Source organism: Pseudomonas sessilinigenes, assembly GCF_003850565.1.
Lineage (GTDB): Bacteria > Pseudomonadota > Gammaproteobacteria > Pseudomonadales > Pseudomonadaceae > Aquipseudomonas > Aquipseudomonas sessilinigenes.
In genome coordinates, this window is record NZ_CP027706.1 from 320,182 (window position 1) to 333,242 (window position 13,061).

Annotated in this window: 12 protein-coding genes; 8 read left to right on the forward strand and 4 right to left on the reverse strand. The window is 61.9% G+C overall.

The genetic code is table 11. From position 1 onward, the window contains the following. Positions 1–381: 381 nt before the first annotated feature. Positions 382–792, forward strand: a complete 411-nt coding sequence (locus tag C4K39_RS01430) for an RNA-binding S4 domain-containing protein (protein WP_068580178.1) — start codon at positions 382–384, stop codon at positions 790–792. 58 nt (positions 793–850) lie between these two features. Here C4K39_RS01430 and C4K39_RS01435 read toward each other — a convergent pair whose 3' ends face one another. Further along, positions 851–1,663, reverse strand: coding sequence for a phosphatase PAP2 family protein (locus C4K39_RS01435; protein WP_068580180.1), 813 nt, complete (start codon positions 1,661–1,663; stop codon positions 851–853). 101 nt (positions 1,664–1,764) lie between these two features. Here C4K39_RS01435 and hslO point away from each other — a divergent pair, with 101 nt between their 5' ends. After that, a complete protein-coding gene (hslO, locus tag C4K39_RS01440; RefSeq protein ID WP_068580182.1) occupies positions 1,765–2,667 on the forward strand; it encodes an Hsp33 family molecular chaperone HslO in 903 nt (300 codons plus the stop codon). Between the two features lie 179 nt (positions 2,668–2,846). Next, complete coding sequence (locus C4K39_RS01445; protein ID WP_068580183.1) at positions 2,847–4,388, forward strand: phosphoenolpyruvate carboxykinase; 1,542 nt, start codon at positions 2,847–2,849, stop codon at positions 4,386–4,388. A 133-nt stretch (positions 4,389–4,521) separates the two neighbouring features. Here C4K39_RS01445 and C4K39_RS01450 read toward each other — a convergent pair whose 3' ends face one another. Both C4K39_RS01450 and C4K39_RS01455 read right to left on the reverse strand, forming a co-directional pair. Then, positions 4,522–5,376, reverse strand: coding sequence for an EamA family transporter (locus C4K39_RS01450; protein ID WP_178083978.1), 855 nt, complete (start codon positions 5,374–5,376; stop codon positions 4,522–4,524). 41 nt (positions 5,377–5,417) lie between these two features. Then, positions 5,418–5,771: a DUF1493 family protein gene (locus tag C4K39_RS01455; protein WP_068580187.1), complete on the reverse strand. Its 354-nt coding sequence runs from the start codon at positions 5,769–5,771 to the stop codon at positions 5,418–5,420. A 209-nt stretch (positions 5,772–5,980) separates the two neighbouring features. On the opposite strand from C4K39_RS01455, the gene C4K39_RS01460 reads away from it, so the two are divergent. From C4K39_RS01460 to C4K39_RS01480, 5 genes are all read left to right on the forward strand, one after another. Beyond that, positions 5,981–7,153, forward strand: coding sequence for a YfaP family protein (locus tag C4K39_RS01460; protein ID WP_124345499.1), 1,173 nt, complete (start codon positions 5,981–5,983; stop codon positions 7,151–7,153). Between the two features lie 64 nt (positions 7,154–7,217). After that, a complete protein-coding gene (locus C4K39_RS01465) occupies positions 7,218–8,348 on the forward strand; it encodes a polysaccharide deacetylase family protein (RefSeq protein ID WP_124345500.1) in 1,131 nt (376 codons plus the stop codon). 137 nt (positions 8,349–8,485) lie between these two features. Next, entirely contained in the window at positions 8,486–10,420 is a 1,935-nt protein-coding gene (locus tag C4K39_RS01470; protein WP_124345501.1) for a RecQ family ATP-dependent DNA helicase, read from the forward strand. Positions 10,421–10,523: 103 nt separating this feature from the next. Then, the gene (locus tag C4K39_RS01475; RefSeq protein WP_124345502.1) at positions 10,524–11,750 is read left to right on the forward strand and encodes a 3-hydroxyacyl-CoA dehydrogenase; all 1,227 of its coding nucleotides are present in this window, start codon (positions 10,524–10,526) and stop codon (positions 11,748–11,750) included. A gap of 56 nt (positions 11,751–11,806) precedes the next feature. After that, positions 11,807–12,241: an acyl-CoA thioesterase gene (locus tag C4K39_RS01480; protein WP_124345503.1), complete on the forward strand. Its 435-nt coding sequence runs from the start codon at positions 11,807–11,809 to the stop codon at positions 12,239–12,241. 170 nt (positions 12,242–12,411) lie between these two features. On the opposite strand, the gene C4K39_RS01485 is transcribed toward C4K39_RS01480, so the two are convergent. After that, complete coding sequence (locus tag C4K39_RS01485; protein ID WP_124345504.1) at positions 12,412–12,885, reverse strand: glycine zipper domain-containing protein; 474 nt, start codon at positions 12,883–12,885, stop codon at positions 12,412–12,414. Positions 12,886–13,061 lie beyond the last annotated feature (176 nt).

Below are 13,061 nucleotides of genomic sequence, written 5' to 3' on the forward strand. Positions count from 1 at the left end.
TCCATAGTTGGCCGGTACTGGCCCAGGTCGCAACCTGGGCCAGGGTTCTGAAACAGCTCCGGCGCAGTACCGATACTGCGCCGGATGAATCCATGCTTGCCGGGAGCGCCCGGCTCGATAGCGCTGGCGGGCATCTTCGGCGATGACTTTAGCTGCCGACTCCGCATAGATTGTGACAGTCGTGCAGCATGTCCTCGGGCGCCGAGCCGGTGCCATCGGCCGAGTTCGCGGTATTCACGCAGAATCGGCGGTAAATGGCGACCGTTATCTCGGTGCCGGTTCCCAAGGGGCAACCTGAGGTATTTTAGGTGAGCGGCAAGGTTTATGAGAGCCCTCGTTCGGGCTGTACCGTTGCGATTTTTTTCACCAAGAGGAACTCCAGTGGCACACAAGCAGGAACAGCAAGAAGAGGATAAGGTCCGTCTGGACAAATGGCTCTGGGCAGCACGCTTCTACAAGACCCGTGCCTTGGCCAAGGCGGCCATCGAGAGTGGCAAGGTGCATCACCGTGGCGAGCGTTGCAAACCGGGCAAGGAGCCGCGTATCGGTGATGAGTACGAGATTCGTACCGGCTTCGACGAACGCACGGTACAAGTCCTGGCCTTGTCCATCGTGCGTCGCGGAGCACCCGAGGCGCAGGCGCTCTATGCCGAGACCGAGGCCAGTATCGCCAAGCGCGAAACGGCCGCGGCCCAGCGCAAGGCGGGCGCCTTGGGTGTGAGTACCGATGGCAAGCCAACCAAGAAACAGCGCCGGGACTTGTTCAAGTTCCACGGCAGCGCTCACGACTGATGCATGGCGCGGCCGCTTGCCCGCGCTGTCCTCTGCGGCCGTTACCCGTTCGGCCTGCTCAGCGCAGCAGGCTGCTGGCGCGGACCACGCTCATGCTCGACAGCAGCGGTATCCGGTTCAGCAGGTTGAACAATGGTTGGGTCAGGCGCAGCAGGACGTTCGACATCCGCGCCGCATACGGGGTGTAGTAGCCCCAGCCCAGTGCCAGTACGGCGAGCAAGACGCCCCCGATGTAGTCGTCCTGGCCCCAATGGGCACCCGCTACCAGGCGCGGCAGCATGAACAGCAGGGTCAAGCCCCAGACCACCAGGAACTGGGTGATGCTGCGGCTGAAGACTCCCATGAACAGGCCCCAGATCAACAACACCGAGGCGTGGTCACCCGGGAAACTCTGGCTGGAGCGGTCCTTGAGTTCCCAGGTCTTTTCCCAGGTCGGGAAGTAGTCGCTCATGTGCACGGCTCCCTCCAGCACCATGGATGGGCTGTTGTGCTGCCAGTTCATGGCTGCCACCAACTTGGAAAACAGCGCGCGAATCACCACCATGAGAATCAGGATCGACAGGAAGCCGAAGAACGCACGGCGCACGTCCACGGCCTTGAATACCCAGTCACCGCGAATCAGCAGGCCGAGCATGATCAGGCCGACGACCACGTCGAACGGACGCAGGCTGGCCACGGCCCAGATGTGCAGCCAGGTGGAGTGGGTGGCAAGGGGAGTATTGAGGAGGCGGAACAGCCATTCGTCGAACATTACACAGAGCATCTGCCCGGTGGGCCATAACCAGAAACCCAGCAGGGCCAAAGGGAGTAGATTGCACAGGACCAGCTTGCCGAGGTTCCACCTTGCTTGGAACAAACCCGGATTGTTCATAAAATATCTCCAATCACCGCAAAAACTGCACCGTAATGGTGCGCAAAAATGCAATTTTCGGTGCTTGTAACCTTTTTGTCACCATTCAGATACCCAGACCTATGACTGATTTGCCGGATACCGACTTCACCCAACGCTTCATCTTTGATGAGAGCGATGCCCGTGGCGAACTGGTGGCGCTGGAGCGCAGTTACGCTGAAGTCCTCGCCAAACACCCCTATCCCGAGCCGGTGGCGCAACTGTTGGGCGAGCTGATGGCGGCGGCATCGTTGCTGGTCGGCACCTTGAAGTTCGACGGCTTGCTGATTCTCCAGGCCCGTTCCGAAGGTCCGGTACCCCTGCTGATGATCGAGTGCTCCAGCGAGCGTGAGATCCGCGGCCTGGCTCGTTATGACGCGGCGCAGATCGCCCCGGACGCGACACTGGCCGACCTGATGCCCAATGGTGTCCTGGCATTGACCGTGGACCCGACGCAAGGCCAGCGCTACCAGGGGATCGTCGACCTGGATGGGGCCACCCTGGCGGAATGCTTCACCAACTACTTCGTCATGTCCCAGCAAACCGGTACTCGGTTCTGGTTGTACGCCGACGGTCGCAATGCCCGGGGCCTGCTCCTGCAGCAGCTGCCGGCCGATCGCCTGCGTGACCCTGAAGAGCGCGAAGCCAATTGGCAGCACCTCACGGCACTGGCCAGCACCTTGACCGCCGATGAGCTGTTGAGCCTGGACAACGAAACCGTGCTCCACCGCCTGTACCACGAGGAGGCCGTGCGCCTGTTCGACGTGCAGCCCCTGCGGTTTCGCTGCAGCTGCTCGCGGGAGCGCTCGGGTAATGCCCTGGTCAGCCTGGGGCTGGAGGATGCCCAGAAGCTGGTGGTGGAGCATGGCGGCAGCATCGAGATCGATTGCCAGTTCTGCAACGAGCGTTATCTGTTCGATGCTGCTGATATTGCGCAATTGTTCGCTGGGGCAGGCGTCGAGTCACCGTCAGATACTCGTCACTAAAACGTTTCAGCTCAGGTAAATCACCTGGGGAACGCCGGAATTACGCCGTGCTGACGGGAGGACCCTACTATTTTTGGGCTTTTCTGGCATAATCCGGCGCACTTTTTTCGCGGTAGTAGTGCGCGAGTTTCTACTACAAAACGTTTGGAGCACTCGGCCATTGGCCGACGGGGAACCTCATGACGCAAGCCAAAAACACCGTGTACGCCGACCTGAGCGTCGATGAGCTGGTAAAAGAAGCGCTGTCCCGCGGTGAAGGCGAGCTGGCCGATACCGGCGCGCTGGTGGTCAAGACTGGTCATCGCACCGGCCGTTCGCCAGCTGACCGTTTCATCGTCGAAGAACCTTCCACCCAGGACCAGATTGGCTGGGGCCCGATCAACCGCAAGTTCCCGGCCGACAAGTTCGATGCCCTGTGGGCTCGCGTCGAGGCGTTCAACAACGCTCAGGAACACTTCGTTTCCCACGTTCACGTAGGGGCTGCCGCCGAGCACTACCTGCCGGTGAAAATGACCACCCAGACTGCATGGCAGAACCTGTTCGGTCGTTGCCTGTTCATCAACCCGGCCCAGTACAACCCGGCCGATCGCGGTGAGTGGCAGATCCTCAACGTTGCTAACTTCGAGTGCGTGCCAGAGCGTGACGGCACCAACTCCGATGGCTGCGTCATCCTCAACTTCGCCCAGAAGAAGGTGCTGATCGCCGGCATGCGCTACGCCGGTGAAATGAAGAAGGCCATGTTCTCGGTGCAGAACTTCCTGCTACCGGCTGCCGACGTGCTGCCGATGCACTGCGCTGCCAACATTGGCGAAGACGGCGACGTGACCCTGTTCTTCGGCCTGTCCGGTACTGGCAAGACCACCCTGTCGGCCGACGAAAGCCGTTACCTGATCGGTGACGACGAGCACGGCTGGGGCGAGGGCGTTGTCTTCAACATCGAAGGCGGCTGCTACGCCAAGTGCATCGACCTGTCCGAGAAGAACGAGCCGGTGATCTGGAAAGCCATCAAGCATGGTGCAGTGCTGGAAAACGTCGTCCTGGACGCCAACAAGCATGCCGACTACGCCGATGGCAGCCTGACCCAGAACAGCCGTGCCGCCTACCCGCTGGAGCACGTCGAGAAGGTCTCCGAGAACAACCTGGGCGGCGAGCCGAACGCGGTCATCTTCCTGACCTGCGACCTGACCGGCGTACTGCCTCCAGTGTCGATCCTGAACAACGAGCAGGCGGCCTACCACTTCCTGTCCGGCTACACCGCGCTGGTCGGCTCCACCGAAATGGGCTCTGGCGGCGGCATCAAGTCGACCTTCTCCACCTGCTTCGGCGCACCGTTCTTCCCGCGTCCGGCCGGCGTTTATGCCGAGCTGCTGATCAAGCGCATCAAGTCGTTCGGTTCCAAGGTCTACCTGGTCAACACTGGCTGGACCGGCGGTGGCTACGGCGTTGGCAAGCGCTTCAGCATCCCGACCACCCGTGGCGTGATCGCCGCGATCCAGAGCGGCGCGCTGGTCGGTGCCGAGACCGAGCACCTGGACATCATCAACCTGGACGTGCCGAAGGCCGTTCCGGGCGTCGAGACCGAGCTGCTCAACCCACGCAACACCTGGGCTGACAAGGCTGCCTACGACGAAGCTGCCAAGGGCCTGGCTGGCCTGTTCATCGAGAACTTCAAGAAGTTCGAAGTGAGCGATGCCATCAAGGCTGCCGGTCCGAAGCTGTAAGCCTCGACCTGCCATGAAAAAGCCGCCCTTCGGGGCGGCTTTTTTGTGGCTGGCGAACTGTCCTGTCATGGCCTGTGGCAACAGCCAGTCCTGGATTTAACCTGATGGAAACCTCGATTCCACCTCCACCGGCTCAGCCCTTCAGATGCAGAGCCAGTGCACCCAGAAGTACCAGTGCCACGCCCATCACCTGCACCCTCGACAGGCGTTCCTTGAAGAACAGGTAGCTGAGCACCGCAGCGATACCGCCGGACAAGGTGCTGATCACCGTTACTACCGATACCGAGCCGTGCATGGCGCCCCAGGAGAAGGCGAAGAACGCGCCGAGGTTCATCAGGCTGGAGCTGGCCAGGGTGCCGCAGCTCTTCAGGGGAGGCAGCTTCAAGCCGTCCTGGACCTTGAGCATCATCAGCAGCGATACGCTCGATCCCACCACGTAACCCAACCAGAGCATGCTGACCGGGCCCAGTTGCGGCAGTGTGTAGCGGCCTTGCAGCCAGAAACTGGTGCCGTACAGGCAGGCCGACAGCAGGGCATAGACGATCGAGCGGCTGGCATCCGTGCTATGGGGCAGCTTGGGGTCCGAGTGAATGCTGGAGAGAATCACCCCCACCACGCAGACCAGGATGCACAGCAGTTGGACCAGGCTGATATGTTCGCCGCTGGCCCAGGACAGCAGGGTCGTCACCACGCCATAGGAGGTGACCAGCGGGGCGATGATGGCAGCCTTGCCCAGGGCGAAAGCCTTGCCCAGGGCCAGGGCGCCAGAGAGGGTGAAGCAGGCGGCTAGCACCCCCATCAGCCAGACATCCAGCGGTGCGGCCAACGCCTTGAGCAGGAAGGCAGGGAAGACCGCCAGCAGCAGGCTCATCAGGACGACGCCCAGCGTCTGGCTGAAGAACACTGCGCGCTTGGCGCCTACGGCGCGGACATTCAAGCCCACGAGAAAATCGGTACCACCCCAGAGCACGGCGGCAAGCAGCCCCATCAGTACATCCACGGTTTCTTCCTTGTTTATTGTTGTAGGTTCTAGAGGTTTTCCAGCTCCTGGGTATCCCAGCGACGGAGCCTGATCGCCTGGTAGAGCATGCCGATGGTCAGTGGCAGCTTGGTGCCACGGCCTTTTGCACGGCGCTTGAGCGACGGGTCGAAGCCTTCGGGCTGGAAGTAGCGGTAGCTGTCGAAGTCGGCAAGATCCAGCTCGAACCGTTCCTCGAGGGCCTGCAGCAAGTGCCGGGCATCGCTACCGTCGCAACCCAGGTCGAGGTTGATGGCGGTCTCAAGACGCAGGGTCTTGCGCTCGGGCAGGCCGATTTCCTCATGCAGCAATTGCATCAGCTGGCGCATGCTCGCGTCATCGGGAAATCCGGGGGCCAGGTACATGCTGGTGATTCGCCTGCGGCTCTTGGGGAGGAGGAGTGTACGGTGATTCGGTGGTTGTTTTTCAAGTCCCGAATGCAGTGCGACCTGGCCGTGGATGACGGTCGCGCATGGCATTGCTGAGCTTGGGGCCAAGCATTGGCGGATAAAACTGTGTATGGTTCGCCGCGGGCCGAAGGGCTGGGACAATCTTCGTTTACAGGGATTTGGTTATGGCTTTTTTTCGCCTGCTGGCGATGGTGTGGCTGGGGTTGGCGATGAGCCCTGTGCAGGCTCAGGCGTTGTCGATCCAGGTAGTGGATGCCGTGGGCAAGGGCGCGGTGCTGGCTGATGCCCAGGTGCAGTTGCAGCAGGGGACGAGTCGCGTCACGGGTCATACCGATGCCCAGGGGCGAGTGAGCCTGGCCACTGAGGTCGCCGACAGTGCGGCCAGTGAATTGCTGGTCCGCAAGCCGGGTTACGCCGACCTGCGTAGCCAATGCCCCTGCCAGGGACAGCTCTATGCCTTGAGCCCGATCCTGCCAAACCCCGAGAGCCTGCGCATGGTGTTGAGCTGGAGTGCGCCGGGGCAGGACCTGGATGCACACCTGAGCTATCCCCACAAATTGTTGTACTTCGCCACTGGCAAGGGACCAGGTGCCCGCCTGGAGGCAGACAGCGCCGATAGCCAAGCCCCGGAAACCATTACCATCGATGAGCGAGTGCCTGGCGACGCCTATGTCTTTGCCGTCCACGACTTCACGAATGGCAACAACCCTGAGTCGTTGCACCTGGGGCGCAGCCAGGCGCGGGTCGATGTCTATAAAGGCTCGTCGCTGATTCGCAGCTACCGGGTGCCGAAGAATCGCCAGGGCAATTTGTGGGTGGTGTTTCGCCTGACCGCCGATGGCCGATTGCAGGACATCGATCGAGTGTTGCAAGGCAATCATGAGCCGGAGTCGGCCATGAGCGATCTCGATCCATTGCTGGAAAACACCAAGTCCATCGACGAGGTCGCGGGCAAGGATCTGGGGCCGGTGGATGCCAAGAGCCTCAACCAGAAGGGCGAGGAGTACTACCGCAGGGGGGACTTCGGTGGAGCGAGCATTTTCTACAGCGACGCCATCGCGCTGGACCCTGGTTATGCCCAGGCCTACAGCAATCTTGCGCTGACCTATCGCAAGAACAGGCGTGCGGACGAGGCCGTGGTTGCCGATCGCCAGGCCATTGCCCTGGCCAGTGGTGCTTCGGCACCGACCATACGTGCCAGTGCCTATTACGACATGGGGCGTATCTACGAGGACGCCGGGCAATTCGCTACGGCCCTGGAGCATTACCGCAAGGCCCGTGAGCAAAAGGCCAATCCGGTGTATGACAAGGCGATAGAGCGGTTGCAGGGCCGTTGAGCCGGCCGCAGTAGTTTTCCACAACGCGCCGGCAGCGGCGCGTTGTGCATTTATGGAGGTTGATATGCGGATTCGTGTTTTCCCCTGGTTGCTGGCGCTGTGCTTGTCCAGCAGTGTGGTTCAGGCGGCCGGGCCGCTAGTCTTCGCGACCATCGACCGCAGTGGTTGGCCGAATCCTTTGGACAGCGCGGCTGATTTCGATACAGCGTCACGGGGCGAGATCCTGATGTTCGGCAAGGCTTTGCTGGCCAGCGAGGCCCTGGACGAGAAGGCCTTGAAACAGCGCCTCGGCGTGCGCCAGCTGGATCTCAAGTCACTCAACACCGTGCGCGAGCAGTTCTGGGCGCGGCTCCTGGAGAATTACCAACGGGCCAGCCAGGATTGCGATGCCGCCCCCTTTTGCCAGCCAGTACGCAACCTTGGGGAGTTGCGCCAGCTGATAGCCGGCTTCACCGGTGCCAGCAAAGCCACCTACGGTGCCTGGGCCGAGGCCAGCAAGCGCTTCCACCTGCAATACCTGGATGAACAATTGCGCCTGGCCGCGCTGTTCCCCACGGTCAGCAGCGAGATCCTGCGGATGGACCCAGCGGAAAAGCTGGGCGACGAGCTGGCGGATCGACAGTTCCTGCTGACGTTCGATGACGGCCCGAGCCTGAAGGGTGGCTACACCGAGGCGTTGGCCGAGCTGTTGCGTGCCCATGAGGTGCATGGCCTGTTCTTTGTCCTGGGAGAGTCGCTGCAGTCGCGCCTGAATCGTTCTTCGCCGGGACAATTGCGCGAGACCTATGATGGCCAGTGCGTAGGGATACATGGGTGGGAGCACAAGTCCCATTCCTCCTGGGGCGCCTGGCAAAAGTCCGTGCTCGACAGCGCCAACCTGGCCAGTCGTACCCTGGAGGGCGATTACCTACCGCTGTTTCGACCGCCCTACGGACAGCGTCGCAGTGACAGTGCCGGATTCTTCAAGGCCAATGGCCTGCAACTGATGCTGTGGAACATCGACTCCCAGGACTGGAGCAAGAAGCTCGACGCCGAGGCAACGACCCAGCGGGTGCAAACGCTGATGCTGTTGTGGCGGCGCGGGATCGTCCTGTTCCATGACGTCCACCCCAAGGCGGCCCAGGCCGTGCCGACGTTGATCCGGGATAACCAGCACAACGGCGTGCAATGGCTCGATTGCCGAACCCTGCGCTAGGCCCGCGTGCCTTCATCCACGCGCCGGCCCCGTTGTCCGGTAGCATCCGGTAGCCCTTTTCCCAAGGCCTTTTCTCGACCCGCTGTCCCGTCCCGCTAGTCTTCAGGGAACGGTCAGCGGTCAAAGGAGTGACCCTCATGCACAGTACCCTTGAACAGGTCTTCGGTTATCCACAGTTTCGCCCGGGCCAGGAGGCCACGGTCAGCGCGGTCCTGGCTGGGCGCTCGGCGGCGGCGATCTTCCCCACCGGCTCCGGCAAGTCCCTGTGCTACCAACTGCCCGCACTGCTGTTGCCGCACCTGACCCTGGTGGTATCGCCGCTGTTGGCGCTGATGCAGGACCAACTGGCGTTTCTTCAGGGGCATGGCATCGCCGCTGCGAGCATCGATTCGGCCCAGGGGCGGGAGGAGGCCAACGAAGTGATGGCCCGGGCCCGTTCCGGGGAGCTGAAGATCCTGATGATCTCGGTCGAGCGCCTGAAGAACGAACGTTTCCGCAACTTTTTGCAGCAGGTGCCCATCTCCCTGCTGGTGGTGGACGAAGCGCACTGCATTTCCGAATGGGGCCACAACTTTCGGCCGGACTACCTGAAACTGCCGGACTACCAGCGCCAGTTCAAGATTCCCCAGGCCCTGCTGTTGACGGCCACGGCGACCCCGAAGGTGATCGCCGACATGCAGGCGCGTTTCGCCATCGCTGCGGGCGATGTGGTCACTACCGGTTTCTACCGGCCCAACCTCAACCTGCTGGTGGAGCCGGTACGGGGTGCCGACAAGCGCAAGCGCCTGGTGCAGTGGCTGGGTGAACGGGCCGGGCAACCGAGCATCGTCTACGTGACCTTGCAGAAGACTGCCGAGCAGATCGCCGAGTACCTGGGCCAGCAGGGGATTGCCGCCCAGGCTTACCACGCCGGTTTGCCACACGAGGAGCGCGAGTCGATCCAGCGGCGCTTCATGGCAGGGAACAGCCAGTGCATCGTTGCCACCATTGCCTTCGGCATGGGTATCGACAAGAGCGATATTCGCAATGTGGTGCACTTCGACCTGCCCAAGTCCATCGAGAACTACAGCCAGGAAATCGGGCGTGCCGGGCGCGATGGCCAGCCCTCCGACTGCCTGGTGCTGGCCAACCGCGACAGCCTCAACGTCTTGGAGAACTTCGTCTACGGGGATACTCCCGAGTTGAGCGGAATCCGCTACGTGCTGGACGATTTGCAGGCCTGTGCACCGCAAGGGCAGTGGGAGTTCATGCTGGGACCACTGGCCGACCAGAGCAATATCCGCCAATTGCCGCTCAAGACCTTGCTGGTGCAATTGGAGCTGCGTGGCCTGATTGCCCCGCGCTATGCCTATTTCGCCGAGTACCGCTTCAAGCTGTTGCTTGAGCCCTCGACCTTGCTGGAGCGTTTCGAAGGGGAGAGGCGTGATTTCGTCGATGCCATCATCCAGACCTCGAGCCGTGCCCGGACCTGGGCCACCGTGAATTTCGATGCGCTCTACCAGCAGCACCAGGCACCGCGCCAACGGGTGGTCAAGGCGCTGGACTATCTCCAGGAAAAAGGCTGGGTAGAAGTGGAAAGCAAGCAGATGACCGAGGTCTACAGCCTGTTGCAGGACAATTTCGATCCGGCTGCCCTGGGCACTGAGTTGCATGCCTATTTCGCGCGCCATGAGGGCAGCGAGATTGCCCGGATCCACGGGATGCTCGAGTTGTTCGCCAGTGAGCAGTGCCTGGGGTATCGCCTGGCGCAGTACTTTGGCGACCAGCAGGCGCCGCAACAATGTGGGCATTGTTCGGTTTGCCAGGGACGAGTCGCGTGCTTGCCGACACCGCCGGCCTTGCCCGCACTTGTGGATAAAAATTTTGCCGAGCTGTGCGGCAATTTTATCCACAGGCACCAGCAGCACACGGGCGAGGTGCCTGGAGCGGAACGGCTGGCACGTTTTCTGTGCGGCCTGAGCGTGCCGTTGTTCACCAAGCTCAAGGCACGGAGCATTTCCGGCTTCGCGACCTTGGAGGATTACCCCTACAGCGCAGTGCGAGAGTGGTGCGTCACTCAGCTGCCTGAGTGAAATCCATCTGCTGAATGCTGTGCATCACAGGAATAAATTTCAAAAATGATGCTCGCCTGACTATGGTGGTGACTGTCCTTGGAACACCCACGGGAGAGTCCATATGAGCCAGGCAGCATTCGATATCCGGCAGGCCGCAGTGATCGGCGCCGGTACCATGGGACGCGGCATCGTCATGTGCCTGGCCAGCGCCGGCCTGCCGGTCCTGTGGCTGGACAACAATCCACAGATGCTCCAGCAAGCCCTGGCGGCAGTGGCCGATACCTATGCCCATAACGTTCGCCAGGGGCGTATCGAGCAGGCTGAAGCCGATGCACGCCTGGCGCGGATCGGCGTCGCCCAAGGTTATCCACAGCTGGCTGACGTGGACTTGGTGATCGAGGCGGTGTACGAGAACCTGGAGCTCAAGCAGCAGATCTTTCGTCAGCTGGATGCTGCACTCAAGCCGGGAGCGATCCTCGCCAGTAATACCTCGGCACTGGATATCGACGCCATTGCCGCAGTTACCCGACGGGCGCCCCAGGTCCTGGGCCTGCACTTCTTCAGCCCGGCACACATCATGAAACTGCTCGAGGTGGTGCGGGCCGCCAAGACCTCGCCTGAGGTGCTGGACGCTGCCTTGGCCCTGGGCCAGCGCATGGGCAAGGTCAGTGTGGTGGCGGGTAACTGCTTCGGCTTCATTGGCAACCGCATGCTCAATACCTATGTGCTCGAGGCCCGCAAGATGCTCCTGGAAGGCGCGTTTCCCTATCAGGTGGATGCTGCCTTGCAGGCGTTTGGCTTTGCCATGGGACCGTTTCGCATGTACGACGTGGTGGGCATCGACCTGGGCTGGCGTGCCCGGCAACTGAGCGGCGTCGGCCAGGATGCGCCAGAGATCCAGGTCGACAACCGCTTGTGTGAGCTGGGGCGGTTTGGCCAGAAAAGCGGTGACGGTTATTACCACTATGAGCCAGGCAGCCGCCAGGCCGAGCACGATCTGGAGGTCGATGCCCTGGTGCTGCAGGTCAGTGAGGGGCTGAGCTACCGGAGGCGCGATATTGGTCCCGAGGAGATCCTGGAGCGCTGCCTGCTGGCCCTGGTCAACGAAGGGGCGAAGATCCTCCAGGAAGGCATTGCTCGCTCGGCCGGTGATATCGACCTGGTCTACCTCAATGGCTACGGCTTTCCCAGGGAGCAGGGCGGGCCGATGAGCTGGGCCGATACCCAGGGGCTGGCAGAGGTCCGGCGGCGGCTGACGATCCTGCAAGCTGAATTGGGTGAGCATTGGCGGCCGGCGAAGTTGATCGAGGCACTGGCGGTCGCTGGAAAAGGGTTTGCCCAGGCTTAGTCGCCTGGGGTGAAATGCCGGGCGATCAATCGCTCAATCCAAGGGAGACCGCCCTGATGTCCGAGTCCATGCCGCAACGCGGCGACTACCGCCATTTCCAGCCGATCATCACGCGTTGGCATGACAATGACGTCTATGGCCATGTGAACAACGTCACCTACTACAGCTTTTTCGACACGGCGGTGAATACCTACCTGATCGAGCAGGGCGGCCTGGATATCCATGACGGTGAGGTGGTGGGGTTCGTGGTCAGCTCGGCTTGCGACTACTTTGCCTCCATCGCATTTCCTGAGCGTATCGAGGTGGGACTGCGGGTCGGCAAGTTGGGCAACAGCTCGGTGCAATACGAGTTGGCGGTGTTCAAGTCGGGAGAGGAGGAGCCTTGCGCGGTGGGGCGCGTCGTCCATGTGTTCGTGGACCGGGCATCGAACCAGCCGGTGCCGATTCCAGTGGTCCTGCGCGCAGCCCTGGAACAGCTGCTGGTGACCTGAGCTTCGAGACTTGATCGACCTGTGGACACTGTAGCCGCTGCCGCAGGCTGCGATCGGCGCCAGTAGGGGAGGCCTGACCTCGATCCTTGGGGCCAGTACCGCAGCCTCTGGTCTGGCGAGGCCCTTGGCCTCGCGTCCAGTGTGCGGTAGCGGCTACAGGGGGCGGTCGATCAGTCGTCGTAGTGACGATGCTTGCGATGGCCGTAGGCGTGACCACGGCCACGGTGGCCGTCGCGGTAGTAGCGGCGGTCGCGATCGCGGCGATAGTCGCGGTCTTCCCGGGCGCTTTCGTTGCCCATGTAGTTGCCCAGTGCGCCGCCGGCACCACCGCCTGCCGCTGCACCGATCAGGCTGCCGGTGCTGCCGCCCATGCTGCGGCCCACGACGTTGCCGCCTGCCGCGCCCAAGGCGCCGCCGATGGCCGCCTGGCCACGACTGCGCTTGTCGGCGCCGACCGCACTGCCGCCTGCGCCGCCGATGGCTGCGCCAATGGCCGAACCGGTATTGCCGCCCAGTTGCTGGCCGACCACCGAGCCTAGAACCCCGCCCAATGCGCCGCCCACACCTGCTTCAGTGGTGCCACCGGCAGAGGCGACGCCGCTGACCAGGCCAAGGGACAACAAGAGAATCGAGGAGAACTTCATACATGAGCCTCAAAGGGATGACGGCGCGATCCTGAGGCTGTACCACGGCGCTTACAAACGAAATCCGACGAATAGCACGAGTTGTACACAATCTCGTAACTTATTGTTTTTGATAGGGAACTTAAGCAACTCTCAACGGTCTACGGTTACTTGAAGACGGCCGCCCTGCATGCAGG

Coding starts and splice junctions, on each gene's coding strand:
- C4K39_RS01475 (WP_124345502.1), top strand. CDS start 10,524: ATGAGCCAGGCAGCATTCGATATCCGGCAGGCCGCAGTGATCGGCGCC.
- hslO (WP_068580182.1), top strand. CDS start 1,765: ATGACTGATTTGCCGGATACCGACTTCACCCAACGCTTCATCTTTGAT.
- C4K39_RS01460 (WP_124345499.1), top strand. CDS start 5,981: ATGGCTTTTTTTCGCCTGCTGGCGATGGTGTGGCTGGGGTTGGCGATG.
- C4K39_RS01450 (WP_178083978.1), bottom strand. CDS start 5,376: ATGGGGCTGCTTGCCGCCGTGCTCTGGGGTGGTACCGATTTTCTCGTG.
- C4K39_RS01470 (WP_124345501.1), top strand. CDS start 8,486: ATGCACAGTACCCTTGAACAGGTCTTCGGTTATCCACAGTTTCGCCCG.
- C4K39_RS01445 (WP_068580183.1), top strand. CDS start 2,847: ATGACGCAAGCCAAAAACACCGTGTACGCCGACCTGAGCGTCGATGAG.
- C4K39_RS01465 (WP_124345500.1), top strand. CDS start 7,218: ATGCGGATTCGTGTTTTCCCCTGGTTGCTGGCGCTGTGCTTGTCCAGC.
- C4K39_RS01455 (WP_068580187.1), bottom strand. CDS start 5,771: ATGTACCTGGCCCCCGGATTTCCCGATGACGCGAGCATGCGCCAGCTG.
- C4K39_RS01480 (WP_124345503.1), top strand. CDS start 11,807: ATGTCCGAGTCCATGCCGCAACGCGGCGACTACCGCCATTTCCAGCCG.
- C4K39_RS01435 (WP_068580180.1), bottom strand. CDS start 1,663: ATGAACAATCCGGGTTTGTTCCAAGCAAGGTGGAACCTCGGCAAGCTG.
- C4K39_RS01485 (WP_124345504.1), bottom strand. CDS start 12,885: ATGAAGTTCTCCTCGATTCTCTTGTTGTCCCTTGGCCTGGTCAGCGGC.